This window comes from Myroides sp. C6-3, assembly GCF_050522425.1.
In the GTDB taxonomy this organism is placed as follows: domain Bacteria; phylum Bacteroidota; class Bacteroidia; order Flavobacteriales; family Flavobacteriaceae; genus Flavobacterium.
The window spans coordinates 1-24903 of record NZ_JBMVQP010000025.1; the positions used below are offsets into that span (position 1 = coordinate 1).

At 36.5% G+C, this 24903-nt stretch carries 25 protein-coding genes, 1 tRNA gene and 1 other RNA gene; 8 read left to right on the top strand and 19 right to left on the bottom strand.

Going from position 1 to position 24903, the window contains the following annotated elements:
• Positions 1-362 precede the first annotated feature (362 nt).
• Together ACPDG9_RS11090 and ACPDG9_RS11095 are read right to left on the bottom strand one after the other, a co-directional pair.
• The gene (locus tag ACPDG9_RS11090) at positions 363-1208 is read right to left on the bottom strand and encodes an aminotransferase class IV (RefSeq protein ID WP_430527819.1); all 846 of its coding nucleotides are present in this window, start codon (positions 1206-1208) and stop codon (positions 363-365) included.
• 54 nt (positions 1209-1262) lie between these two features.
• Complete coding sequence (locus ACPDG9_RS11095) at positions 1263-1649, bottom strand: START-like domain-containing protein (RefSeq protein ID WP_430527820.1); 387 nt, start codon at positions 1647-1649, stop codon at positions 1263-1265.
• Positions 1650-1797: 148 nt separating this feature from the next.
• Here ACPDG9_RS11095 and ACPDG9_RS11100 point away from each other — a divergent pair.
• Positions 1798-1871, top strand: a tRNA-Met gene (locus tag ACPDG9_RS11100).
• Positions 1872-1924: 53 nt separating this feature from the next.
• Here ACPDG9_RS11100 and ACPDG9_RS11105 read toward each other — a convergent pair.
• The 9 genes from ACPDG9_RS11105 to ACPDG9_RS11145 all read right to left on the bottom strand — a co-directional run bounded on the left by ACPDG9_RS11105 (position 1925) and on the right by ACPDG9_RS11145 (position 9329).
• A complete protein-coding gene (locus tag ACPDG9_RS11105) occupies positions 1925-2503 on the bottom strand; it encodes a YdeI/OmpD-associated family protein (RefSeq protein ID WP_430527821.1) in 579 nt (192 codons plus the stop codon).
• 430 nt (positions 2504-2933) lie between these two features.
• Positions 2934-3803, bottom strand: a complete 870-nt coding sequence (locus ACPDG9_RS11110; protein ID WP_430527822.1) for a hypothetical protein — start codon at positions 3801-3803, stop codon at positions 2934-2936.
• A gap of 7 nt (positions 3804-3810) precedes the next feature.
• Positions 3811-4995 carry an RHS repeat domain-containing protein gene (locus tag ACPDG9_RS11115; RefSeq protein WP_430527823.1) on the bottom strand — a complete coding sequence of 395 codons (1185 nt, stop codon included), beginning with the start codon at positions 4993-4995 and terminating at the stop codon, positions 3811-3813.
• 58 nt (positions 4996-5053) lie between these two features.
• Positions 5054-5923, bottom strand: coding sequence for a hypothetical protein (locus tag ACPDG9_RS11120; RefSeq protein ID WP_430527824.1), 870 nt, complete (start codon positions 5921-5923; stop codon positions 5054-5056).
• Between the two features lie 2 nt (positions 5924-5925).
• Positions 5926-6735, bottom strand: coding sequence for a hypothetical protein (locus ACPDG9_RS11125; RefSeq protein WP_430527825.1), 810 nt, complete (start codon positions 6733-6735; stop codon positions 5926-5928).
• Between the two features lie 228 nt (positions 6736-6963).
• The gene (locus ACPDG9_RS11130) at positions 6964-7716 is read right to left on the bottom strand and encodes a zeta toxin family protein (protein ID WP_430527826.1); all 753 of its coding nucleotides are present in this window, start codon (positions 7714-7716) and stop codon (positions 6964-6966) included.
• Positions 7695-7958 carry a hypothetical protein gene (locus ACPDG9_RS11135; RefSeq protein ID WP_430527827.1) on the bottom strand — a complete coding sequence of 88 codons (264 nt, stop codon included), beginning with the start codon at positions 7956-7958 and terminating at the stop codon, positions 7695-7697. The genes ACPDG9_RS11130 and ACPDG9_RS11135 overlap by 22 nt, the downstream gene beginning before the upstream one ends.
• A 176-nt stretch (positions 7959-8134) precedes the next feature.
• Entirely contained in the window at positions 8135-8866 is a 732-nt protein-coding gene (locus ACPDG9_RS11140; protein WP_430527828.1) for a hypothetical protein, read from the bottom strand.
• Between the two features lie 52 nt (positions 8867-8918).
• A complete protein-coding gene (locus ACPDG9_RS11145) occupies positions 8919-9329 on the bottom strand; it encodes an acyl-CoA thioesterase (protein WP_430527829.1) in 411 nt (136 codons plus the stop codon).
• 187 nt (positions 9330-9516) lie between these two features.
• Here ACPDG9_RS11145 and dnaA point away from each other — a divergent pair, with 187 nt between their 5' ends.
• The 3 genes from dnaA to ACPDG9_RS11160 all read left to right on the top strand — a co-directional run bounded on the left by dnaA (position 9517) and on the right by ACPDG9_RS11160 (position 12237).
• Positions 9517-10956, top strand: a complete 1440-nt coding sequence (gene dnaA / locus ACPDG9_RS11150; protein ID WP_182648276.1) for a chromosomal replication initiator protein DnaA — start codon at positions 9517-9519, stop codon at positions 10954-10956.
• Positions 10956-11414, top strand: a complete 459-nt coding sequence (locus ACPDG9_RS11155; protein ID WP_430527830.1) for a low molecular weight protein-tyrosine-phosphatase — start codon at positions 10956-10958, stop codon at positions 11412-11414. Before dnaA ends, ACPDG9_RS11155 begins: the two co-directional genes overlap by 1 nt.
• 100 nt (positions 11415-11514) lie before the next feature.
• A complete protein-coding gene (locus ACPDG9_RS11160; RefSeq protein ID WP_430527831.1) occupies positions 11515-12237 on the top strand; it encodes an SAM-dependent methyltransferase in 723 nt (240 codons plus the stop codon).
• 35 nt (positions 12238-12272) lie between these two features.
• On the opposite strand, the gene ACPDG9_RS11165 is transcribed toward ACPDG9_RS11160, so the two are convergent.
• The 4 genes from ACPDG9_RS11165 to ACPDG9_RS11180 all read right to left on the bottom strand — a co-directional run bounded on the left by ACPDG9_RS11165 (position 12273) and on the right by ACPDG9_RS11180 (position 15235).
• The gene (locus ACPDG9_RS11165) at positions 12273-12944 is read right to left on the bottom strand and encodes a thioredoxin family protein (protein ID WP_430527832.1); all 672 of its coding nucleotides are present in this window, start codon (positions 12942-12944) and stop codon (positions 12273-12275) included.
• A gap of 12 nt (positions 12945-12956) precedes the next feature.
• On the bottom strand, positions 12957-13457 hold the full coding sequence (locus ACPDG9_RS11170) for a TlpA family protein disulfide reductase (protein WP_430527833.1): 501 nt from the start codon (positions 13455-13457) through the stop codon (positions 12957-12959).
• A 329-nt stretch (positions 13458-13786) separates the two neighbouring features.
• Positions 13787-14107, bottom strand: coding sequence for a DUF6787 family protein (locus ACPDG9_RS11175; RefSeq protein ID WP_430527834.1), 321 nt, complete (start codon positions 14105-14107; stop codon positions 13787-13789).
• 102 nt (positions 14108-14209) lie between these two features.
• The gene (locus tag ACPDG9_RS11180; protein WP_430527835.1) at positions 14210-15235 is read right to left on the bottom strand and encodes a threonine aldolase family protein; all 1026 of its coding nucleotides are present in this window, start codon (positions 15233-15235) and stop codon (positions 14210-14212) included.
• A gap of 46 nt (positions 15236-15281) precedes the next feature.
• Between ACPDG9_RS11180 and prfB the strand changes: the two genes are divergently transcribed.
• Positions 15282-16377 (top strand): peptide chain release factor 2 gene (prfB, locus tag ACPDG9_RS11185; RefSeq protein WP_430527836.1). Its coding sequence is split into 2 segments (ribosomal slippage): positions 15282-15344 and positions 15346-16377, totalling 1095 coding nucleotides; the frame shifts between segments, so codons are not numbered across the junction.
• 69 nt (positions 16378-16446) lie between these two features.
• Here the strand turns inward: prfB and ACPDG9_RS11190 are convergent.
• Positions 16447-17214 carry an XRE family transcriptional regulator gene (locus ACPDG9_RS11190; RefSeq protein ID WP_430527837.1) on the bottom strand — a complete coding sequence of 256 codons (768 nt, stop codon included), beginning with the start codon at positions 17212-17214 and terminating at the stop codon, positions 16447-16449.
• 83 nt (positions 17215-17297) lie between these two features.
• Here ACPDG9_RS11190 and dinB point away from each other — a divergent pair, with 83 nt between their 5' ends.
• The gene (gene dinB / locus ACPDG9_RS11195) at positions 17298-18455 is read left to right on the top strand and encodes a DNA polymerase IV (RefSeq protein WP_430527838.1); all 1158 of its coding nucleotides are present in this window, start codon (positions 17298-17300) and stop codon (positions 18453-18455) included.
• Positions 18456-18457: 2 nt separating this feature from the next.
• The gene (locus ACPDG9_RS11200; RefSeq protein WP_430527839.1) at positions 18458-21400 is read left to right on the top strand and encodes a DNA polymerase III subunit alpha; all 2943 of its coding nucleotides are present in this window, start codon (positions 18458-18460) and stop codon (positions 21398-21400) included.
• 276 nt (positions 21401-21676) lie between these two features.
• On the opposite strand, the gene ffs is transcribed toward ACPDG9_RS11200, so the two are convergent.
• Positions 21677-21775: signal recognition particle sRNA small type (gene ffs, locus ACPDG9_RS11205), an RNA gene on the bottom strand.
• An 88-nt stretch (positions 21776-21863) separates the two neighbouring features.
• Here ffs and ACPDG9_RS11210 point away from each other — a divergent pair.
• Positions 21864-22940 (top strand): glutaminyl-peptide cyclotransferase, encoded by a 1077-nt coding sequence (locus ACPDG9_RS11210; protein ID WP_430527840.1) that lies wholly within the window; start codon positions 21864-21866, stop codon positions 22938-22940.
• A gap of 273 nt (positions 22941-23213) precedes the next feature.
• Here the strand turns inward: ACPDG9_RS11210 and ACPDG9_RS11215 are convergent, their stop codons facing one another.
• Complete coding sequence (locus ACPDG9_RS11215; RefSeq protein ID WP_430527841.1) at positions 23214-23888, bottom strand: DUF2461 domain-containing protein; 675 nt, start codon at positions 23886-23888, stop codon at positions 23214-23216.
• Between the two features lie 30 nt (positions 23889-23918).
• Positions 23919-24899, bottom strand: a complete 981-nt coding sequence (locus tag ACPDG9_RS11220; protein ID WP_430527842.1) for a tyrosine-protein phosphatase — start codon at positions 24897-24899, stop codon at positions 23919-23921.
• Positions 24900-24903: the final 4 nt, after the last annotated feature.

A 24903-nucleotide genomic window follows, 5' to 3' on the forward strand; every position in this document is an offset into this window, starting at 1 on the left:
AAACAACGAACAAAAAACAACGAACAAAAAACAACGAACAAAAAACAACGAACAAAAAACAACGAACAAAAAACAACGAACAAAAAACAACAAACAAAAAACAACGAACAAAAAACAACAAACAAAAAACAACAAACAAAAAACAACAAACAAAAAACAACAAACAAAAAACAACAAACAAAAAACAACGAACAAAAAACAACGAACAAAAAACAACGAACAAAAAACAACAAACAAAAAACAACAAACAAAAAACAACGAACAACGAACAAAAAACAACAAACAAAAAAACCACCCCTACAAAGGAATGGCTTTTCTATTATTGATAATCTTCTGTTAACTGTTAACAGTTAACTCTCCACCTACATCAATCGAATTTTAGCGTTTAAGCGATCGACTAAGTCTTTAGCGATATGCGTGGTAAATGTTTTTTTTCTGTATTTGGTTACCGGTTGAATCCCCGTAATAACATTGGTGATAAAAATCTCATCTGCTTTTTGTAACTCAAATGGTGATATAGCGCCTTCTTCTAAGGTCAAATTAGGGTGTTTTCCGATAAGCTCTATGATTTGCTTGCGCATTACACCTTTTATACAACCTTCGTCCAAAGGAGGCGTTTTAATTGTATTTTGACTCACCACAAATAAATTTCCATTTACGGCTTCGATGATATTCTTTTTATCATTGACCAACAAACAGTTTTGGTAGTCATTTTCTGAAGCAAAGATACTTGCCAACACATTTACAGCTCTATTGGTTGTTTTTACAGTAGACAACAAATTGGCTGCAACGTAAAAGTCTTTGTACAATTCAACTTCATATGCTTGGTCTTGAAAAGCATAAACGGTTTGATCTAAAGCTTCTGCAGTAGCGACAAATCCGATACTTTTATTTTCTTGCGGCAGGTACTTCCCTACTGCATCGCGATAAACGGTTAAACGCACGCGATAAGCTTTTGCATTGCCTGAACAAGCGTCTACTGTTTTTATAATTTCTTCTTGAAAATTTTCTAAAGTAAAATGCATGGGAATTTCCATTCTCATGATTCTCATGGATGACATCAATCTAAAGTAGTGGTCTTCAGCGAATAAAACTTTTTGATCTAAGACTCTAACTGTTTCAAAAACAGCGTCTCCGTATAAAAATCCACGGTTGTTTTCTATTGCAAGGTCAGTAGTAGAAACAAGTTTGCCGTTAACATTAATCATAGTTCTAATTTGTGATTACTATTAACGGCAAATATAAGTTATATTTTATGGAATTTAAGCAGATCCTAGGACTTGTTTTAAATCCATAATTTGATTTTCCCACAATTGTTTTGATTCATTCACTTCGTCTGCTTCTGCGAAGTCTGTTACAATAATAGTGACATCTTTCGTCAATTCATCGCGGATAATTTTTATCTCAAAATAGTATTCCGTATCCTCACCGTCCTCATCTAACCATCTATAACGTACTCTTTCGTCTGTTTTTCTTGTAACAACTCTTGCTTTTTCCTCCGAATCTCCCCATATAAAAGAATAAACTTCTCCTCTAGAGTTAACATTGTCAGCAAACCATTCGCTTAATCCTGAGGGATCTGACACGTATTGATATAACAGTTGAGGGGATGAATTTATTGAAAATTCTAATTCATATTTTTCTTTCATAGCTATACTTAAAAAGTTATAATTCCTCGAATATAATCATATTTTGGTAATAAAAAAATATTTTTTAAGAAGGCTACTATTTGCTTTATATCGAAATAATAGTAACTTTGCACTCGCAATCCTAGAAACAGGATAAAAATCGACATTTGGCGAGGTAGCTCAGTCGGTTAGAGCGCAGGATTCATAACCCTGAGGTCACGGGTTCAACTCCCGTCTTCGCTACAGAAACACAAGACTTAATCGAGAGATTAGGTCTTTTTTTTTTGCACTTAAAATCATCTGATTTGTGGCGGAAGTTGCTTTTGCCTCATACTTTCAACAAGTTGACTGATGCGTTTCTGTTTGGTTTCTTCTCGCTTAGCAAGGACAATCCAACTCAATATTATTTTCCTTGTGGACTTACTCAAGCTGAGGTAATACTCTTTTGAACCGCTGTGTTGAGCAAACGCTAATTCTAACTCTTCTGGGATGATCAATGCTTCTACCTCATCCAAAATAGCCCACGAGCCGTTTTGTTTGGCAATTGCGATGCTTTCAAATCCCGCTTTTGTCATTTGGTTGTTGTCAATGAGCAACTGAACGATCTCTTTATTGATTTTAGACCAAACACTCTTGGGTTTACGCTTGCTAAAGTATTGGATAGACGATGAATCATCTACTTTTTTTCTTGTACTGTCAATCCACCCAAAACAAAGGGCTTCATCTACTGCTTCTCGCCAACTGAGTGAGGGAATATTTGACTTTTTGGTGTAATACACTAACCAGATAGACTGCTTCGTTTCGTGATTCTCCTCTAACCATTGCCTCCAGGCTGCTCTGCTTTGTGGATAAAATGTTTCTATTTCTTTCGTCATATTACTCCTTATTTGGATTATTCTCCGCTGATCTTGTTTTATCTGATCAAAGGTTAGGCAAACTTAAAACTGCCTGATGACAAGAGTATGTCAAGAGTAAAAAATGGATGTGATCTTTTCGAGATAACTAATGGATGTGGTTTTAATTCTTGTAGGGTTTGATTAACAGCAGAACCGAATGCTGGGGATTCTTAATCTACACCTTTTTTTACTAACAGAATCCTCACTAAATGACAAAACCCGCTGATCTAATGACTAACGGGTTTTTGCTTCTTTTATAATTTAGACGCACGGACTGCAAGTCCGCGCGATCGGGGTTTGCACCCGAGGCTTTAGCCGAATTGAACGAAGTTAAATCCGCGCGATCGGGGTGTTTATAACTCTCTTTTGTATTGAATACTTTCTGTCAACCGTTAACGGTAAAATAAAATTATTTCACATATATTGTTTTATTAAAATAAATTTTCCTCGCTATTGAATCATTCAAATTCAAATCAATCCCACTATTTTCATAGTTAGGATGAATTTCTTGTAAGACTCCCCTAAAGTTATATTGACCTCTTTTTGAAAATTTTAAAGCAGTTAAAACTTGTAAATTATAGGAGTTATATTCTTTTTGTCGCTTTTCATTTTTCAAACTTAACAAGGTATCCATTTCAATTTCATAAAAATTAGAATAATCACTTTTTAATTCATGAGTATAATCTTTAGGGATATATACAACTACGTCAGAATCAAATGAAAAAAGAGGCATTTCTAAAGTAATTAAAACTTTGACTATTTCATTTACATTAACTGTATCGCTTTTCATTTCAATTTTAATATGATTACCAATATTTTTGCGAATCTTTCCTTCCTTATCATAATACCATCCTTGATTAACATATTGTTCTCCATTAACAATTAAATATTCTAGTTTTTTTGATACTTGATCATCATCATAAAAATTCCATTCACCAATTCTTTTATGTTTATACAATATCCCTTCTTCTAGTTTCTTTCCTTCTTTGGAATAAAAAACCTTTTTTATTGAATCTTCTTTTAAATTATATTGAATGCTTTTCACTATCAACTTAGGTGTATCATAAAATTCAACTATTGAATCTCCTATTTTTCCATTAACATAATAACTCAATATTTTTAAATTTTGAGTTGGATAATATTCTTCATATTTCCCATGTAAAAAATTACTTTTTTGATAATAAACTTTATATAAACCTCCATTCTCATAATATTCTTTTTTCTTATTACACGATATAACGAAAAAAAGGATCAATAACAAACAAATATTATTTTTCATAAACCTATTATCTTTTTATTTCTTTTACTTTAATACTGATTGAATCTATCCCATCAAGTTGTAACAAATCATTTGACATAGATTTTGCATTTTTCATTCCTACTGGATTTAAACTAGGATGAGCCTGATAATTTGTATCTGATTTAGAATAACCTGTAACAGAAAATATTGTGTCTCTAGGTTGGCTTGCTTTTGAAATTAAATCAATAACCTCATTACCCGCTTTCTCAATTGATTGAGCAGTATCCATTCCTGATTTAAAATATTCACCAATTCGCTTAGCTTCACTCAAAATTGTTGCAGGAGCATTGTTACCCTTTAATCCTGAAGTTGGAGCACCTGCAAATCCACCAACACGCAAAAACACATCTCCTTCTACACTTTCTCTGACTTTGCCTGTAGTTTTTTGTCCCTGATTACCTCCCTGCTTACTATAAAAGTCAACAGCTCCATCTTCATCAGTTTTGCTAACATCTTTAAAAAATGAAGAAACCCAAGTAACAATATCTTTAACTCCACTTTTCTCATAATTCTTTTTTGAATCAGATTTAAATCTATCAAAAGTATAATTACTCTGGGGTTGTTTCACTGGATCTCCTTCTCCTGTTTGCTCCGCACTCATCCCAGTCGGGTCAACCAAATTAATCGGGTTATTATGTACATAATGGTACGGATTCCATCCCGGGAACTGTTCCGCCAACGGGTCCACACTCAAAAACATACTTGTTCCCGGGTCATAATACCTTGCTCCATAGTAATAGTAACCTGTACTTTGATCCAACTCTTTCGCATTAAACTTATACGTATTTTCCAATATATTGTTGGTACTTTGCTCCACCATAACCTCACCGAACGGTAAATATTCTATATACTGTACTGGTTTACCGAATACGTCTGTAATATACGAAGTACTTCCCAAATGGTCGCTATGATACCACCAAACAGGACCTATTTGTGTTACCGGATTAGCTACAATAACGTCATTTGCAGGAGGATTATCCACCCAAGTATCACCAACAGCAGGAGGCAGAACAATTGGTGGAAAAACAGGATCCTTATCTGATGTGCCTCCTCCGCTACCTTTGGGAACTTCTGGAATATCTAAATCACAAAATCTAATATAAAATTCATTTTCTGTTTTTATCCAACCTTCTCCAATTGGGTGTTTTCCTGGTATATAGACTCCTCCCAAATTATAACAATTAACACAATTAGAACAAGTTAAACACTTATAAACAACCTCCCTTTCTCTAATCCCGCTTCACCCAACTACTTTCCCTTTTCTTTTTAGACACAGGGTTAGCTCCCCAGCTACTAGAACCTGTTTTTGTCCAAACCATATCATGAGTGAGGATCATTTTGATATACCCCCAAATCCCCAATGTTAGAATTACAATAAAAAAGACAAGAAGACCTGTAGCAAAGAGCGGAATTTCGTTCCCATAAAAGAAAGCGTAAATCAACAAAGCATCAAAAAGGATCATCACGAGTGGAATAAAGAAATTTACCGCTACAGTCTTAACAACCTTCAAATAGTAATCCATGTTGTAGTTCAAGCCATATAGCAACACCCCCCAAAAGGCAAATATCAAAACGATGATCGTGACCAAGGTACCGAAGAACAGCATATACGTATTAAACCCTAAAGTCAAACTATCACCTGTTAATTCGTTGTAGTATACAATAACCGTATCTCCTACGGCAGGTTGATGACTAGACGAATAAAATAGGGTATGTTCAACCCGTTCACCAGAGGTGGTAAAAAACGCAACAGTGGGTGTGAACATGGTTGTTGTGGTTCTCGCCTCTGCATCGTGACTTTCGTAGGAAGAATACGATACAATTTGAGCCGTATACCGCTCGCTATCCATCAATTGTTTCGTTGTTTTACGTAGAGAAGACGCTATTCCTATAGTAACAGATATAGTCAAAACCATCAAAATAGTTACCACAAGAAAAACATAGCCAAAACCCAAGCAACCTAAGTTGCCTTTTCCGTTTTTCGCTCGCCGTTGTCCTATACTATACGTTAGATACAAGCTAAAAACCACAGCTAAAGCTCCACTCCATCCATAGGTAGTTAAACCAAGGGGAATACCGGTAAACAACATGATTCCCATACTTAGTTATAACGCGATGTTTGGTGTTTAAACGTTCGTTTTTCGCGTTGTATTAAATCATTCTCGTGTTTGGTTGTAGGGGTAGTAAACACAGAAGTAGCATCAGCTACCGTTGCAGTAGGAGGTACAAGTGGATGATTGGATGTTTCGTTCGTTGAATGAACCGTCCAATATTGCTTTGCACTTCGCACGCGTAGGAGAACAACAATTGAGAAGTACAGCGCATAAATACCTAGAAAGAGGGAGAAAAAATCGATTTCCTCCTCATAGGCAAAAATTCTATTTTGGTAAAAAATAATAAGTACGCAGCCAAACAAGAGCAATCGAAGGGGTTTCAACAGTAGTTTTATTCCTATTTTCCCTTGTTGCATCACCTTTTTACCAGACAGTACAGACCAGAAAATCAATACAAGTGAAAGAACAAGTCGAAGTGCAAAAAAAGCAACTAAGAGGATGGCATATGCAATTCCAAGATCCTCATAAGTCAACCAAAACGTTCCCCCCATTTCATCGAGAAGTACCACTTGCTCAGTAGCACCAAAGTAATCTACGGTTAAATCGCTTAATCGCTCCGCAGGAATGAATCCTTGTGTTCCATCTTCCTTGTCGTATATAATACCCGTATACACCGCTTCATATTCATCCCTAACCTGTTCTAACTTTCCGGTATAGGGTTCTCCCATAACTAACGCACTAGCCATTTCTAAGGGAATAGTCGCCAAGGAAAGTAGCTGTGAACTCCCATAAGACATAAAGACAAGTATAAAAATAAAAGGCAACCAACTTGCCGTTTTTCCTTTTGATCTACTCATAACAATTGTTTTTCTTTTTCTTTCGCATCGGAATCAAAAAATATTTTGTTCCTTTCTGCAAGATACTACATTAATAAAACATAGCGTTTATACTTTTGCCATAGACACAAAAAAAGGGATACATTAATCTGTATCCCTTGGTATTTTAAACGCAATCACTTGCTTATTCTCCATTGATAAAAGTCAAAAGCACATCATAAAATTTGATGCCCTTCGCTTTGATATCCTTTATTTTATTGCCAATTTATTAATTACATGTTCGATGAACCAGTTTGGAACTTTATTTTTAGATACTAAAATTTCAATTGCTCCATTTTCTAGCTCAGCAATTAACTCCATTTTATCTGTTGAATTATCAAAAACATACGCTCTATCCACTAGTAAAAGTGCAGGAAGTAAATTACTTAATGTTTCTGCATATCTTCTTTTTACGCGATTTTCATCTACATTATGCCCTCCTTTTTCCACGCGGTTTAAAACTCTAGAAACGTTAATGTCAGCATCTTGTAGACACACAAAGTATAAATAGGTTTTATATCCCAATTCTTTTGCGTGACGAATTTCATCTAGCTTAGAAGGATGACTCATAACAGATTCGAAAGCGTAATTTGATCCTTTTTTCAAAAGGTGCTTACGCAAAAAAGAAGTGATTAAAGATGCTTCATAACTGTGGGTTTGTTTTGATTTATCGACAAGTACATTTTCTCGTATTTCAACGTCAATTGTATGTCTCTCAAATGCAGCTTTCTCAATCAGTGTATGCGTATGGGGTTCGTCTTTAAAAGCATCTAAGTCTTCTTGCGTCAGTGTCAAACCAAAAGATTCGATATTAATAAATCCTTTAGATGAAATTTCTTTTTCCACTTCATCCGAGTTAATAAAGTGTCCCACATTAAACTGTTCTTTGATCGAAGCAAACAAAGTTGATTTACCAGAACCGTTAGGTCCACCAAATACTCTTAGTCTTTTGATTGCAGACATATTTTAACTCCTTTGGCTAAACTGATGTTGCTTTTTACTTGCTTTATTTTCTTTAGTTCTCTTATTGAACCATCAGGTTCTTGCAAGATCACGGTATTGCCCTTCACCATCTGTATAGGTAATTCTAATGCAGTAGAAATTCGCACAGCAGTAGATGAAGCTTTTTTAGCAGCTCTCACTATTAATTTTCGCTCCTCACGCAACTTAGTTGTCGATGTATTTTTTCTTACTTGTCTTTGCATTGTAATTCCTTTAATTAGAAGTGATAAAGTTACAAAACTTCGGGTTGCTTTCCTAAAAGATTTTAAACCCTATGCAAGTGAAGAATCCCTTCACCCGACACGTACAAGATACAAAAAATAAAAAAAGAGATGTATTACTGCATACATCTCTTGATATGTTAATCGCGATCACTTGCTTATTCTCCTTTCATAAAGGTCAAAAACTCATCGTAGTACTGCGCTAAAAGAATTTGATATCCTTCACTTTGGTCTACTTTTATTTTTTCTGTTTCAGGTTGACTAACGAAATAGATCACAAAAGCATCTACGTGATATTCAGGAATACCAAGATCTTTCATTAACTCTTCTCTTGGATACTGTTTGTAAAAAGACGTCATATTCATTTCAATCCTTTCATATTCCAACAGTTTCAAATCGCGTTTTCTTCTTCCATTCAATCGATTGATAATACCTTCAATACTAATTCCCATTTTCAGGTCATTTGTAGCACTGAATATACGATTATTTCTATTGTATCGCTTTTCTGCTGCTGTCATTTTTTTGCCGCCAAATTCCATTTCACCTTGACCAAATTCTTTTTTCACAATGACAATTTCCTCTAGATTTTGCCCTGGTTTGATTAAAACAGGAGTAATGCGCTTCGTTTGCAAATCACCTTCGTCAATTACATATAGCATGGTTGCACTGTACTCACTTGTAAAACGCAACGTATCACCTAAACTCGTTTGGATTAAAAAATAGCCCGTTTGATCCGCTTGTGTTTGTTCTTTTGTATTCTTGTTTTCAATTTTCACAGGAATAATCTGGCCATTGTACAATCGAACACGTCCATCTATTAACGTAGGGCGCTGCTCATAGGAGTTTAATCCAAGACAAAGGATACTCACTAGAGCAAATACATATTTCATAGTTTGTTTTATTTTGTTTGATAAATATAATTACTTCAAAGAATAAAAAAAATTATTCTTTTCCTAATCCATCAATTCTTTCTAGTACATAAGCAGGTGGAACAGTTGGTCTTCCCGTTTTCATATCCACAAATACCAACATCGAATAGCCCGTTGTTAATAACTCCCCTTGTTGATTGTACAATTCGTAGTCAAATTCTATTTTCACTCCACTACATTGTTTAAAAATTGTACGTATACAAAGATCTTCATCGTATTTTGCAGGTTTCTTATAGTTCATAGTTAAAGAAACTACAGGAAGCATGATTCCCAATTCTTCCATTCGTTTATAGGATATCCCTAAATTGCGGAGCCATTCAACTCTCCCTATTTCAAAGTATTGCGCATAATTTCCGTGATACACCACACCCATCTGATCTGTTTCAGCATAACGCACACGTACTGTGTAATCAAATTCTTTCATATTCTTTTTAATTTTATTTGACTAATTGAATTATAAATGTACTTACCATTTTTTTTTGAAAATTACAATGACTTAATCGTTTTTTTATCCCAAAAATTGTTCACATATTTGCCATCTGATTCGACACCGACATCAATCCAAAAAACATTCAAAAATAGTAACTGTTTTTTTAAAAATCTAACCAAAAATGCACGAATACAAAGACATGACAGCGCAATCTGCTTGGAATGCTTGTCTTGAATTCATAAAGGATAACATAGGGGAACAAGCGTTTAAGACTTGGTTCATGCCTATTAAAGCCATTGAATTAACAGAAGACAAGTTATATATACAAGTGCCTAGCAAATTCTTCTATGAATGGCTAGAAGAGCACTACGTAAGTATATTGAAAGTTGCGTTGACAAAAGTGTTAGGTGGCAATGCAAAGTTACTATATAAAATACAGATGGAAAATGTATCTGGCAACAAGCAGCCATTTACAGAGCAGTTACCTAGTTCTCAACGCGGTCCTGTCAAACCACAAGAATTGGATGTTCCCGTTCAGAATAAAAATCCTGAACTTAAGAATCCTTTCATTATACCGGGAATTCGAAATGTAAAAATTGAGTCACAATTAAACGCCAATTATTCATTTGACAATTTCTTAGAAGGCGATGCAAACCGTTTAGCGCGTTCTGCAGGTATGGCGGTTTCTAAAAAACCAGGAGGAACTTCATTCAACCCTTTATTGATTTTTGGTGGTGTTGGACTAGGAAAAACACACTTAGCGCATGCTATTGGTGTTGAAATTAAAGAATATTTTCCCGATAAAACTGTCCTTTACATCTCTGCGGAGGTGTTTACACAACAGTATGTGGATTCTGTTCGCAAGCAAACGAGAAATGACTTCATCTATTTTTACCAATTAATTGACGTATTAATTGTCGATGATATTCAATTCTTATCAGGTAAATCTGGAACGCAAGATGTATTTTTCCACATCTTCAACCACTTACACCAAAATGGAAAACAAGTAATCTTAACTTCTGATAAGGCACCTGTTGACATGCAAGATATCGAGCAACGCTTGTTATCTCGTTTCAAATGGGGATTATCGGCTGAAATTCAAACACCTGATTTTGAAACTAGAGTTAAGATTGTAAAACATATTTTATACCGTGATGGGGTTACAATGCCTGAAAACATCATCGAGTATATGGCTAAAAATGTTTCGACAAACGTTCGTGAATTAGAAGGAGCTATTATTTCTTTAATTGCGCAATCTTCTTTCAACAAACAAGAAGTAACAATTGATTTAGCCCGTCAAGTCATTGAGAAATTCATTAAGCACACGCAGAAAGAAATTTCTATTGACTATATCCAAAAAGTAGTTTCTGACTATTTCGACATGGATATTGAAACATTAAAGTCAAAAACGCGTAAGCGCAACATTGTTCAGGCGAGACAATTGGCGATGTTCTTTGCAAAGAAATACACCAAAGCTTCTTTAGCTAATATTGGATCTCAAATTGGAAAGCGCGATCACGCAACAGTATTACACGCTTGTAAAACAGTGGATAACTTACTGGAAACAGATAAAGAATTCAAGAAGTTTCACGACGATATTAACCAAAAGTTTTCGATGTAATGAAAGTAAAAGTACTGATGGTTTGTTTAGGCAATATATGTAGATCTCCTTTAGCGGAAGGCATTTTACAGGCTAAGCTTCCTCAAGAACACTTTTTAGTTGATTCAGCAGGAACAGGAAATTGGCATGCTGGTGAACAACCGGACTCACGTTCAATTGACGTGGCAAAAAAATACGGTATTGATTTGACTGCGCAACGAGCCAGACAATTTCAGAAGAGTGATTTCAGTACATTTGATCATATTTTCGTTATGGATCAATCTAATTACAACAACGTAATCCAATTAGCCGAAACAGCAGAAGACAAAGCGAAAGTACGCTTGCTTTTAGAAGTAGTTGATGCAACAAAAAAAGCTGAAGTTCCCGATCCGTACTACGGAGGACCTGATGGCTTCGAACAAGTATATCAATTAATCGATCAAGCATGTACCCTTATCGCTAGCGATTTAAAATCTTAGTAACTACACTATAAACAAGGAAGAAATTGTATTTCTTCCTTTTGTTTTTTCTAAACTGCTTTACTTACCTTTGCAAGTAAAAACACAGTCTATAAAATATATGGATAAAGCAACTCAACACGGAACTTTGTATATGATTCCTACTACATTAGGTGATAACGAACCCATGCAAGTTCTTCCTCAAACCGTAAAAGACACCATTGATCGATTAAACATCTTTATTGTTGAAAACGAAAAAACGGTTCGCAAATTTATCAAGCGAATCGCTCCAGACAAAAAACAGTCAGAATTAATCTTATTTCCCTTAAATAAACACACGGATTCCGCTACATATAAGCAGTATATTCAACCGTTAATAGAAGGAAAAGACGTAGGAGTCATTAGTGAAGCAGGTTGTCCTGGGATTGCAGATCCAGGGGCCGCCATTGTAGAACTAGCACACAAGCAAAATATTCGTGTACTGCCTTTAGTTGGTCCTTCTTCTATTCTACTCGCTTTAATGGCTTCCGGAATGAATGGACAGAGTTTTGCTTTTAACGGTTATTTACCCATCGATAAAAACGAAAAAAAAGCAGCCTTAAAAACCTTTGAACGCTTGTCATTTGAAAAGAGTCAATCGCAAATTTTCATCGAAACTCCGTATAGAAACAACCAACTATTACAAGATCTAATCCAGACCTTACATCCTAATACACTCCTGTGTATCGCTTGTGATATCACACTAGAAAGTGAATTTATACAAACCAAACCAATTTCGGCTTGGAAGCGAATAACAATTGATTTACACAAGAAACCGTGTATTTTTATTTTGCATAAAAATTAATTGAAAAGAGGAAAGAGATTTCCTCTTTCCTCTTTCTATTTAACTTTAATCGAACAGCCAATTGCCACGGTTGTGGTTTGTTCAATTGCTTTTCCTGCTAACAAAGCATCTACGGCCTTTTCTACATATTTTTCAGTTACTTGACTAGCATCTTCATAATTGTCATCAATAGCTCCGATGTATTTCACGTTATTTTTACCATTTTCTTTTTGTAAGATAAATACATGAGGTGTTTTTGTTGCTCCATATTGAGGATATACTTTTTGCCCTTCATCTAACAAATACGGAAAAGTAAATCCTTTGTCCTTGGCTCTGATCTTCATCAATTCCAATCCATCTTCCGGTTGAACAACAGGATCATTAGGGTTAATTGCTACAACAGGATACCCTAAAGCTTTGTATTTTTTATCTAGCTCAATAATGCGCTCTTCATAAGCTTGTGCATACGGACAGTGATTACAGGTAAAAATCACAATAAACCCTTTTGCATCAACAAAAGTAGATAAGCTGTGTTTTTGATCATCTGTACCAATCAGGCTAAAGTCTATGGCCGAATCCCCTACCTTATAGCCCAATACCTCCTTAAAGTCGTTTACCGGCTCGATCACCTCTTCTACAGGATCAATAGCCTCAATTTTTTTTGCATCCTTCTTGCAACTGATAAGAGCTATACCACACAGTACAGCTAAAGCTAATTTTTTAAGCATAATTTCTAGTTTTTATTGGATTATTTGTTTGAGTTCTGCATAAGATAATACCCCTTCGTGAAAATAGATTTGTTTGCCATTTTTATAGATAGCCGTAGCAGGAATAGCACCACTCCAAGATTTATCAATGGCGGGAATCCATTCATTCATGCGCTTTACATCAGCTAACAAAACCACTGGTGGCGTTAATTGATGCTCTTCAATAAAAGGTTTTACTTTCGTTTCGTAAACAGCAGATCGATCTAAACTAACCAAGACCATTTCAAAATCAGGTCGTTCTTTATATTCCTCGTACACCCGTACGAAATCAGGCAATTCTTTTACACAAGGAACACACCAAGTCGCCCAAAAATTAACGACATATACTTTATCATCTTCCTGGTTTACCGCTTCTAAAAGTACGTGATAATCTTCTACCACCCCTTCTAGAGCAAAGGGTTCCGTTTGAGACTCCCCATTTTTACAACTCACCGTTAATACGAAGAGTAGAACTGCTACTAGATTTTTACTCATAGGATATACTTGTTTAAACAAATATAATTTTTTTTTGGAAGCTAGAAGGGGTTGTTTGTTGTTTGTTGTTCGGTGAGGTGGTGAGACGCTGAGGTGGTTCTCAACAACCCACTACCTTTTTGTGAGGTTTGCTCTTTGTGAGGTTTGCTCTTTGTGAGGTTTGCTCTTTGTGAGGTTTGCTCTTTGTGAGGTTTGCTCTTTGTGCGTTGTGAGAGACTCTCAACGAACGACGAAAAACGAACAACTCACCCCAAAAAAAAAACCACTCCTACAAAGGAATGGTTTTCTATACTTGATGATCTTCTGTTAAGCGTTAACTGTCAACCAATCTATTCTTTCGTTTTTTCTTTGGGATAAATAAATCCTAATCCCACTCGAGTCAACATTTTTTTGACAAAGTTCCAGAAGAACTCGCGTTGACCAAATAAAGTTCCGATACAAATCAGAATTACTTTATACATGGGAAAGATAATTAAAACATAAAGTACCCAATACAGTACAGGATGGGTCAACCCTCTTTCTATCCCTAAATATGTCAAAATAGGTTTCGAAATAAATGCTGCTGTTGAACCCGTAATTGCAAATACAACTAATATTATTACAACTTGAAAATTAGAAGTAAGTCCCCAACGTTGCTTTAACTTTTCCATTTATTTATTTTAAATCTAAACAAAAGTAGTGCTTTTTTTGAGTAGTAAAAAACTAATTTTTACTTAAATATAAAAGCCACTCCAAAGAATAGCTTTTATACATTATAATTCAATCTGATTCAGTGTTTCCAACACATATTCATGCATAACTTCTCGATAATCTAAATGGGTAACCAGACGTAGCCATCCTTTTCCAATTTCGCTAATGAGAATATTTTTTTGTTTGAGTTTATCTAAAAACGGTTTGATGCTTGCATCGTCTTCTAAGCGAAAGACCAAGATATTGGTTTGTACTGGAAGGATTTCTTTCACCCATGTTTTCTTGTTTAACAACATCTCAATTTGCTTGGCTCTGTAGTGATCGCGTTGCAAGCGACTCACGTTATTTTTCAGTGCGTACAAAGCAGCAGCGGTTAAATACCCTGTTTGTCTCATTCCACCCCCCATAACTTTTCTAAGACGTATTGCACGGTGTATTAATTCCTTAGATCCTAACAACACGGATCCCACAGGGGCACCTAAACTTTTAGAGAAACAAACCGAAATCGTGTCAAACAAAGCACCAAACTGCGTTGGGTGTTGAGACTTGGCCACTAAAGCATTCCATAAACGAGCACCATCTAAGTGCATTTTTATTCCATAAGCATCACATACTTCTTTGATGCGTTCGATTTCACTTAGCTCATAACAAGCACCGCCTCCCATATTGGTTGTGTTTTCTAAACACACTAATTTAGTCAAAGGCAAATGAATATTCGTAGGATCCGTATAGTGATAGGCGACATCTTCTGCTGTAATTCGCCCGCGGTCACCATCTACTACTGCACAACTCACTCCGTGATTGACCGCAGCTCCTCCTCCTTCGAATTGATAAATATGAGAACTTCTATCGCAAATTAATTGATCACCTGGCTGTGTATGTAGTTTAATCGCAACTTGATTAGCCATAGTTCCTGAAGGAAAAAACAAGGCAGCTTCCATTCCAAACAACTCTGCAACAGCAGCCTCTAGTTCATTTGTGCTTCCATCCTGTTTATAAACATCATCTCCTACTCTTGCTTTTAGCATATAGTTCAACATTTCTGGAGTAGGTTTCGTAATTGTATCGCTAATTAAATTAATTTCCATAAATCCACAGGAATAAGTATTTTTGCTTGTAAAAGTATTAAAAATTATGGTAACCACAGAACAACAGAAGGACATTATTGATCGCCTTGGTGCGTTAAGGAGGTATCTTTGACGTCGACAAGAAGTTAATCGAAATCGCAAACGAAGAAGAAAAAACGTTTGCTCCGGACTTTTGGAACAACTCCAAAGAAGCGGAAATTATTGTTAAGAATCTAAAATCCAAAAAGAAATGGATTGAAGATTACGAGCAAGCAAAAAATCATTTAGAAGAACTTCAAGTTCTAATCGAATTTTACAATGCCAAAGAAGCAACGGAAGAAGAAGTTGTTGACCAATACAAAACTACCCTTGAACTCATTGAAAATCTAGAATTCAAGAATATGTTATCCGACGAGGGTGATAATATGAGTGCTGTATTACAGATTACTGCTGGTGCTGGAGGTACAGAAAGTTGTGATTGGGCTTCTATGTTGATGCGAATGTATATCATGTGGTCTGAAAACAGCGGGTATAAAGTAAAAGAACTAAACTATCAAGAAGGAGAGGTTGCAGGAGTAAAAACAGTTACCTTAGAAATTGAAGGTGAATTTGCTTTTGGTTATTTAAAAGGGGAAAATGGCGTACATCGTTTAGTTCGCATATCTCCTTTTGACAGCAATGCCAAACGCCATACGTCGTTTGCTTCTGTTTACGTCTATCCATTGGCAGATGACACCATCGAAATTGACATTAGCCCATCGGATATTTCATGGGAGACTATGCGTTCCAGTGGTGCAGGTGGTCAGAACGTGAACAAGGTAGAAACCGCCGTTCGCTTAAGACACCATCCTACAGGCATTATTATTGAAAACTCCGAAACGCGTTCTCAGTTAGACAATAAAATCAAAGCCATGCAGCTCTTGAAGTCTCAACTTTACGAAATTGAGTTGAAGAAAAAACAAGCCATGCGCGATGAAATTGAAGCAAATAAGAAAAAAATTGAATGGGGATCACAGATTCGAAACTATGTGATGCACCCGTATAAGTTAGTCAAAGACGTCAGAACCGGCCAGGAAACAACAGATGTTGATTCCGTTATGGATGGAGAAATCGACGCTTTCTTAAAAGCTTATTTGATGATGATGGGACAACAAGAAGAATAATGTAAAAAAGGTGTTAACCGCTTCGGTTAACACCTTTTTTTTGTTTGTTGTCTCCCAACCAACAACATCTCAATTCACCTTCTTCATCACATCTTTCAGCATATGGCGGATTTCTTGAAACATCGCTTTCGTATCTGCTTCTCCTAGATCTTCAGGTTTAAATTCTTCTGTAGCAATACTACAAGCATATTCCCAAATTTCTAGGATGTCGTGTGCTTTAATGCGATAAGGCTCATAAAAGGTATTATCGGAGTGTAATTCATACGTTTCTTGATCGAGGCGATATACTCTCTTATATACCACACCTTCATTGGCTGTCATAATAATATAAGTACGTCCGTTGCGGATGTATTCTAACTGTTCAATATAGCTACCAATAATAAATGAGCCTTCTTGATGTGGAGGCATAGAGTCTCCTTCGATGGGAAAGGCTCGATACTTTCCTTCTCTCAAAAAGGGAAGAGAAATTTGATCTAGATTTTGAATAAATTCAGGATCAGCATAGCCTGATAAGTACCCTGCTCTTGCTTTATGCGGAATTATTTCAATAAAATTATTGCCATTAGGATCAACCATAATAGGCAATAAAATGCGGTTATCTTCCAATTTTAATAAATCTTGCATCGGCACCTTTCTCAAATCAACAGAGATCAGTAAATCCACACTCACGTGAAAATAACGTGAGATTTTCAACAGAACTTCCAAAGGAGGTTCCGAAGCCCCTTCTTCGTATTTTGAATACCGGGCACGCGTAATGAGTAGCGAATCGGCTACTTTTTGCTGAGACAATTCTTTTTGTGCTCGCAAATACCTAATGTTATCGGATAAGTATGACATTTGCTATTATTTATAGCATCAAATATAACAATAATTGCTAACATACGTAGTAAGTTTGTTTAAAATAATTTAATGCTAGATTCATGGAACGCGCAATTGTACATTTAGATTTGGACAGTTTTTTTGTCTCTTGTGAGCGATTAACCAATCGTCAACTCACTGGTATCCCCCTTATTATAGGAGGCGGTGATCGCGGTGTGGTTTCGAGCTGTTCCTATGAAGCACGTGCCTTTGGCGTTCGTTCAGCGATGCCGATTCGCATGGCCATGCGTTTGTGTCCACAAGCTAAAATTATCAAAGGAGACATGGAGCTTTACAGTAAGATGTCAGCAGAAGTAACGGAAATCATCGCCGAAAAAGCACCTGTAATGGAAAAGGCTAGTATTGATGAATTCTATCTCGATTTAACGGGAATGGATCGCTTCTTTAGTGCTAATCAATGGACTTCAGAATTGGCAGCAACGATTCAAAAAGAAACGCATCTCCCTTTGAGTTATGCATTGTCAATTAATAAAACCGTTTCTAAAATGGGAACCAATGAGGCTAAACCAGCTGGGGCTTTAGTTATTCCTGAAAAAGAGGTACAACCTTTTCTCAATCCCTTGTCGATTCGCAAAATTCCCATGCTCGGTCAAGCCACGTATGATTCCTTAGCTCGACTGGGAATTCGAACGATCGAGACCCTAGCAACCATGCCCTCCGAAATCCTGTTTCAACTCTTGGGCAAAAATGGCTTAGATCTTTGGCGGAAAGCAAACGGGATTGATTCTACTCCTGTTGAACCCTATCGCGAACGCAAGTCTATTTCTGTCGAGCATACCTTTTCTCAAGATACCATCGATTTGACGTTATTGAAAACAACGTTACTGGGAATGGTTGAACGCTTAGCCTTTCAATTGAGAGCTGAAGGTTGGCTTACTTCCGTCGTATCTATTAAGATTCGCTATACCAATTTCGATACAGAAACCAAACAATGCAAAATTGCCTATACCTCAGCGGATCACATACTCAATGCTTATGTATTAGACTTGTTTGAAAAGCACTATCAACGACGCATGCGACTGCGATTAATAGGTATCAACCTAAGTGGCTTGGTAAGGGGAAACTATCAAATTAATTTATTTGAAGATTCCCAAGAAATCATGGCGTTATACGAAGCGATGGATCGAATTAAAAAACAATATGGTCTATATGCGGTTCACCGTTGTTCTAGTGCTATACTCAAATCTAAAAAGAAATAAAAATGTTGTTAAATTGTCATTCTTACTATAGTCTGCGCTTTGGCACGATTCCACTAGCGCAATTGGTTTCCAAAGCTCAACAGTTAAAAATTAAGACTTTAGCTCTAACAGACATTCATACTTTTTATGGGATGTACGACTTTATTCAACTTTGTCAAAAGGCCCATATCAAACCGCTCATTGGTGCTGAATTTCGCTTCAATCACCAGTTGCAATACATTGGCCTAGCTAAAAACAACAAAGGGTTTCAAGAGCTCAATCAGTATATTACATTACACAACAAAACCAAACAACCTTTTCCTCCAAAAGCACCAGCTTTTGCGGATACGTTTGTGATATATCCGTTAGAAAATTGTCCTCCTACCCTTGCCGATCACGAATATATTGGCGTTAAACTAAACCAACGCAACCTGTTATACCAAGAGCAGTGGAAAAAACAACTACACAAAATGGTTATTTTACACCCAGTAACGATTCAATGTCCAGAGGAATATGAATTACACCGCATTCTACAAGCCATTGATCAAAATACACTATTGAGTAAGTTGGACCCCAAAACTTATGCGTCACCGGATGAAATTCTCTTGAGTGAAGAAGACCTTTATCAGCATTTCGAATCTTTCCCTCTTTTACTGACCAATACGCAAAAAATAGTGGAAGAAGCTAACTTTTCTTTTGCTGCCAAAAAAAGTAGAAATAAGCTGTGCTATACAGATAGCAAAACCAATGACATGCAGTTACTCACTACACTTGCTAAGGAAGGAGTAGAACGCCGATATGGAGCTACTAACGAACAAGCTAACAAACGCTTACAGAAAGAACTCGATGTTATTGAGCAGCTATCATTTGCCAGCTATTTTCTCATTATTTGGGATATTATTACCTATAGTACTCGACAAGGATTTATGCACATCGGTCGAGGAAGTGGTGCGAACAGTTTGGTTGGTTATTGTATAGGCATTACCAATGTTTGCCCCTTAGAGCTCGATTTGTACTTTGAACGCTTCTTGAATGTCAATCGCAAATCTCCTCCCGACTTTGATATTGATTGGTCTTGGACGGATCGAGACGCCATTATCGATTATATTTTTGAAACCTATGGAGAAGAATACGTTGCCTTTTGCGGCGCTATGTCTACGTTCAAATCTCGTTCTATTACAAGAGAAATTGGCAAAGTATACGGCTTACCTAAAGAAGAACTTGACCAACTCAATCGCCGGTACTCCCCTGAACAAAACGAGACAAATTCCATTGTACAGCTCATTCATCACTATGGTCAAATGCTAGAAGGTTTCCCTAATCAACGCACCATGCACGCCTGTGGGATCATCATTTCGGAAGAACCTTTATCTCATTGTACCGCCTTAGATTACCCACCTAAAGGCTATGCTGTTGCTCAGTTTGACATGCACCTAGCGGAAGATATGGGATTTGAAAAATTTGACATACTCAGTCAACGGGGAATTGGTCATATCAATGAAACAGTAGAACTAATTCGAGAGAATCAACACGTGGATATCGATATTCGAGACATCTCCCTTTCGAAAAACGAAACAAAATCCAATGTGTATTTACAAACGGGAAACACCATCGGCTGTTTCTATATTGAAAGTCCCGCCATGCGAGGCTTATTGAGAAAATTAAAGTGTAACAATTACAAAACATTAGTAGCTGCCTCTTCTATTATTAGACCGGGAGTTGCACAAAGCGGTATGATGCAAGAATATATTTTTAGACACAACAACCCCAACCAATTCGACTATTTTCACGATGTATTTAAAGATCAGCTAGGGGAAACTTATGGAATCATGGTGTATCAAGAAGACGTGATTAAAATTGCGCTTCACTATGGGGGTTTACCTGCAGAAGATGGTGATATCCTCCGTCGTGCAATGAGCGGTAAAAGTCGTTCCAAAGAAGGTTTACAAGCGGTTCGTCAACGTTTTCTTTCACTATGTGAGGAAAAGGGACATCCTCAAGCACTCAGTGAAGAGATTTACCGTCAAATTGAATCTTTTGCAGGTTATTCCTTTTGCAAGGCTCATTCTGCTTCCTATGCGATTGAGAGCTATCAAAGTTTATACCTCAAAGCACATTATCCTTTAGAGTTTATTGTTGCTGTAATCAATAATCAAGGAGGGTTTTACCGTACAGAAGTTTATGTACATGAAGCAAAAATGTCAGGAGCTCGTGTCTTCCCGCCTTGTATCAACCGCAGTATGCAAGGGGCGACCTTGAGAAAACGAGATATTTTTTTGGGATTTCAATTGGTTAAAAACCTAAATAATGCCTTAATTAACGCTATCTTGAAAGAACGTCAAAAAAACGGCACTTTCACCTCACTTGAAAACTTTATTCAACGCATAAGTATCAATCTTGAAGCACTAGAAACACTAATTTTTATTGGCGCTTTTCAATTTACTGGCTTACAAAAGAATGAATTGCTCATTCAAGCCAAATTGCTATATAACAAAAACAAATCAAAATCAACTTGGCAATTACTACAAGAACCCTTGAAAGCCTTCCATTTTCCCAAATTAAAACGCACAGTTGAAGAAGATGCCTTTGATGAATTGGAATATCTAGGATTTCCGGTATCGACAACGCCATTTAACCTCTTACAGACGAAATTTAGAGGAGAAATCACAACCAAAGACTTTCTCTTCCACAAAGATCAAAACACGCGTCTAGTAGGCTATTTAGTAGCTTTAAAACCAATTCAAATCAAAAGCGGTCTCATGTATTTTGGCACGTGGATCGACTCCAATGGGGATTACTTTGACAGCGTACACTTTCCCCATAGCTTACAACAATATCCTTTTCAAGGTAGTGGTTGCTATTTACTACTGGGAACGATTCAAATCGATTATGAAGTACCAACCCTTCATATTTTAAAAATGGCTAAACTGCCGTTTATGCAAGATCCAAGATACGTGAATGGGTGATGGTGTTCGTTGTTTATCGTTGGGTGTGGAATTTAGAGGATGCAACCTATCTCATTAGGTTTATATTTTATTTTAGTATTCGATGAATCTACGCTACGCTCCGATTTTTCCTACGTCGAGGTGACATACGAACCGAAGACTTGACTGTAAGAAAATATTGTTACTCTCCCCAACTTTTGCACCTGATCCCTGATCTTCCTTTTGTAACTGATCCCTGATCATCTATAACTGATAACCAAAAAAAAATCCCCTATAAAGGAGATCATATAAGAAAAAAAATGGCAAGCTACCTACATCGCACCGCTACAACCACATACCTTTGCTGCGTTCCCACCCTGGAGGATTCTGCAGGAGCTGGTCGTGTAGGACTTGCCGTTGCAAATATACAACCATTTTATATTTTTCCAAGTGTTTACAACTATTATAATAACTTTTGTATATTGTAATAAAATTAAAATGACCAATGAAAAGATCTAACATGCTTATACCCTTAGCCTTATCTTTTGCTATTTTCAGCTGTTCTGAGAAAAATAATTTAGAAAAAAATGTAATTTCTTTGAATACATCCGAATTAAAGCAAGTTTACAACGATAAAGAGGCTATAAAATTAAGCTTAAACTTGGCTGAAAATGCCGAATTAGACTCTGTTGTCTATCACCTAAATGACATTCGCTTAGGAGCTGTAAAAGGAAATGAAATACTTCATGCTCCATTAAAAGGACAAAAATTTGGACAATATACCCTTACAGGAACAGCCTATGCAAACAAAGAAAGCATAGACGTTTCTTCTCGTATTGTTATTTTGTCTTCTGTAGCTCCTCAACTGATCAACTACACTATCGTCAATACCATTCCTCATGACATCAAAGCGTATACGCAAGGCTTGGAATTTCACAATGGAATACTATTTGAAAGTACAGGAAATGGAGAAGGTATAGGAACAAGAACTAAAGGAATATCTAGTGTTCGCCAAATCAACCCAAAAACGGGTGAGGTGATTAAAATCAAAGAGCTTCCGATGGAGATTTTTGGTGAAGGTTGTACTATCCTAAATGATAAGCTCTATCAATTGACCTATAAAAACAACGAAGCCTATGTATACAACCCCGAAACCTTGGAAAAAATCGCTACGATTCCCTACTTCAAAAAAATGGAAGGTTGGGGCTTATGTAACGATGGCCAATACTTGTATATGACAGATGGCTCTGAAAAAATCTACAAACTCAATCCCGATACTTTTGAAAAAGTAGATGAAATTACCGTTGCTGCTCAACGTGAAATCTTAGTCAATATCAATGAACTTGAATGGGTAAACGGTAAGATATACGCCAATTTCTATGGTAAAAGCGGTGTGGCTGTCATCGATCCTACAACTGGATCTGTAGAGGGAATCATCGATCTTTCGCAGCTGTATGATTTAGTAGAACACCACCCAGACTTAGACGTCTTGAACGGTATTGCTTATAACGCAAAAACTAATACGTTTTTTGTTACAGGAAAAAACTGGAACAAAATGTTTGAAATCAAAATTATTAAATAGAAAAGAGGAAAAGGGAGAATTTTCTCAAATGAAAACACTTCATTCTTTCAATCACCTATTTCACTAATAAAAAAGAGGATCCTCATGAATGAGGATCCTCTTTTTTTAGGTTTATCTTTCTGTTTTGGTATTCGATGAATATATCTAAGTAGAGGAAGAAGAAAGCGAAACAGGGTGAATTTTCAATTAAAAGGAATTCCTCTTTATCTCATCTATTTTATATTGTTTTTTGTGTTCGATGAGTCTACGCTGCGCTGCGATTTCCTCTTTCCATTACTCATACAAACTCACTCCATTGACATCTGTTGTCAATACTTCAGACATATAATCAAAGAAGGGTTTCATGGTTTCAAAAGTTTGAACCACTTGTAAAATGAATTCTGGCTTTACTATTTCTTCATCTGTAAAGGAACGCATCACTAAAAATTGTTTTTTGCGCAATAAATCTATGGCAGGATGTTCTCTGTCAAATCCCTTAGGTGCTGTTTTGAGCTCCTCCCCCTTTAATTCGCCAAAGGTTTGCACAAATAGCGGGTTATTTATAATTTCGCGTAATTCGGAATCATCTAGGGCAATTTCTTTACGAATGCGCAACAGATCATCTTTATTAGGTTCCCAAAAGCCTCCTCCAACAAAACTCTTTCCAGGTTCTATATTGAGGTAATAACCTCCTCGCAATAGCGGTTTCTTTCTTCCAATATGCAAGCCGAAATAGGTCTTATAGGGGGTTTTATCTTTTGAAAAACGCACGTCTCGATATAACCGGTGGACGTGAAATAACTCTACCTCATCCACAACAGCCATCTGATCAAAAACCGATTTAAAAAACACTTTTACTGCTGTAAAAACAGCGTCAATTTGCGGTTTATTTTCTGTAAACCAAGGTCTATTATTGTTCTTGGCTATTGTTTCTAAAAGGACTAGGTGTTCTCTCTTTAAGTGGTTCATAGGTGTTCTCTCTGCGGTTATATGACAAATTTACTTTAAAATATCTGTATGCTTGACAATATAGGCTTGACGTTGTTCTTCAGAGATCTTCAATCCCTCCTTGATGTAATGATCCATCGAACCATACTCAGCTTCAATTGCTGCGAACATCGCATCAAGATAATTGGGTTTAATCCAAGAGAAATTCTCAATTACCTCATAATCAATCTTTGGAAATAAAAACTTGCCAAACTTAGCTAATTTCATTCTACTAGAAACATCCTCTACTCTTCCGTTATTTGACAATAAGTATTCCTCCATAATCGTTTGACGGTCTACGTTCAAAATACTCAACATAATTGCACCAATCATACCTGTACGATCCTTTCCCGCCGAACAGTGAAACAGTGTTGCATGATTGGAATCTAACATACGCACTACGATATCTCGTATTTTTTGTGGATTATCCAACACGTAAACACCATAAAATTCTTCTACTGCTTGGTTTGACTCTTCCACCGTGACTCTCCCTTTTATCACTTCTTTTTTAGCTTTGCTAAACATATCTTCTGAATCTTCAAACGCTTGCTCATTGTAATACTGAACTGTAGTTGGTAGTCGATCTGGGTGTTTTTTTATTTCTCGATCTGTTCTTAGATCAATAACTTGCGTAATATCGTATGCTTCCAAGGTTTTAAAATCCCTCTTCTTGAGCTTTCCTAAATGTCCACTGCGATAAAAATGCCTCGTTTTAATCACACGTTGATCTTGAGTTATAATACCCCCTAATTCACGCACATTAGCTACATTTTTAATTCCCACACCGGCATTGGCTTTTTGATATACTTCTCTTTGCTTTTCTTCTGGGGTATATGTACTAGTTTTTCCCTTGGCATATTGTTGGGCTAATGCTTGATAATTTTCGGTTGTATCTAACTTTGAAAACACAATGGGCTGATAGGCGCTTTTATAGGAGCAACTTCCTAACAATAATACGCCACCAACAACCAACAGCAATCTATACTTTTTCATAACA

Excerpts from the sequence above, each read along its gene's own strand:
- ACPDG9_RS11145 (WP_430527829.1), bottom strand. The coding sequence starts at position 9,329 with ATGAAAGAATTTGATTACACAGTACGTGTGCGTTATGCTGAAACAGAT.
- ACPDG9_RS11170 (WP_430527833.1), bottom strand. The coding sequence starts at position 13,457 with ATGAGTAAAAATCTAGTAGCAGTTCTACTCTTCGTATTAACGGTGAGT.
- ACPDG9_RS11135 (WP_430527827.1), bottom strand. The coding sequence starts at position 7,958 with ATGCAAAGACAAGTAAGAAAAAATACATCGACAACTAAGTTGCGTGAG.
- ACPDG9_RS11155 (WP_430527830.1), top strand. The coding sequence starts at position 10,956 with ATGAAAGTAAAAGTACTGATGGTTTGTTTAGGCAATATATGTAGATCT.
- ACPDG9_RS11105 (WP_430527821.1), bottom strand. The coding sequence starts at position 2,503 with ATGACGAAAGAAATAGAAACATTTTATCCACAAAGCAGAGCAGCCTGG.
- ACPDG9_RS11175 (WP_430527834.1), bottom strand. The coding sequence starts at position 14,107 with ATGGAAAAGTTAAAGCAACGTTGGGGACTTACTTCTAATTTTCAAGTT.
- ACPDG9_RS11120 (WP_430527824.1), bottom strand. The coding sequence starts at position 5,923 with ATGGGAATCATGTTGTTTACCGGTATTCCCCTTGGTTTAACTACCTAT.
- ACPDG9_RS11125 (WP_430527825.1), bottom strand. The coding sequence starts at position 6,735 with ATGAGTAGATCAAAAGGAAAAACGGCAAGTTGGTTGCCTTTTATTTTT.
- dinB (WP_430527838.1), top strand. The coding sequence starts at position 17,298 with ATGGAACGCGCAATTGTACATTTAGATTTGGACAGTTTTTTTGTCTCT.
- ACPDG9_RS11160 (WP_430527831.1), top strand. The coding sequence starts at position 11,515 with ATGGATAAAGCAACTCAACACGGAACTTTGTATATGATTCCTACTACA.
- ACPDG9_RS11110 (WP_430527822.1), bottom strand. The coding sequence starts at position 3,803 with ATGAAAAATAATATTTGTTTGTTATTGATCCTTTTTTTCGTTATATCG.
- ACPDG9_RS11090 (WP_430527819.1), bottom strand. The coding sequence starts at position 1,208 with ATGATTAATGTTAACGGCAAACTTGTTTCTACTACTGACCTTGCAATA.
- ACPDG9_RS11220 (WP_430527842.1), bottom strand. The coding sequence starts at position 24,899 with ATGAAAAAGTATAGATTGCTGTTGGTTGTTGGTGGCGTATTATTGTTA.
- ACPDG9_RS11095 (WP_430527820.1), bottom strand. The coding sequence starts at position 1,649 with ATGAAAGAAAAATATGAATTAGAATTTTCAATAAATTCATCCCCTCAA.
- ACPDG9_RS11130 (WP_430527826.1), bottom strand. The coding sequence starts at position 7,716 with ATGTCTGCAATCAAAAGACTAAGAGTATTTGGTGGACCTAACGGTTCT.
- ACPDG9_RS11180 (WP_430527835.1), bottom strand. The coding sequence starts at position 15,235 with ATGGAAATTAATTTAATTAGCGATACAATTACGAAACCTACTCCAGAA.
- ACPDG9_RS11210 (WP_430527840.1), top strand. The coding sequence starts at position 21,864 with ATGAAAAGATCTAACATGCTTATACCCTTAGCCTTATCTTTTGCTATT.
- ACPDG9_RS11215 (WP_430527841.1), bottom strand. The coding sequence starts at position 23,888 with ATGAACCACTTAAAGAGAGAACACCTAGTCCTTTTAGAAACAATAGCC.
- ACPDG9_RS11200 (WP_430527839.1), top strand. The coding sequence starts at position 18,458 with ATGTTGTTAAATTGTCATTCTTACTATAGTCTGCGCTTTGGCACGATT.
- ACPDG9_RS11140 (WP_430527828.1), bottom strand. The coding sequence starts at position 8,866 with ATGAAATATGTATTTGCTCTAGTGAGTATCCTTTGTCTTGGATTAAAC.
- ACPDG9_RS11190 (WP_430527837.1), bottom strand. The coding sequence starts at position 17,214 with ATGTCATACTTATCCGATAACATTAGGTATTTGCGAGCACAAAAAGAA.
- dnaA (WP_182648276.1), top strand. The coding sequence starts at position 9,517 with ATGCACGAATACAAAGACATGACAGCGCAATCTGCTTGGAATGCTTGT.
- ACPDG9_RS11165 (WP_430527832.1), bottom strand. The coding sequence starts at position 12,944 with ATGCTTAAAAAATTAGCTTTAGCTGTACTGTGTGGTATAGCTCTTATC.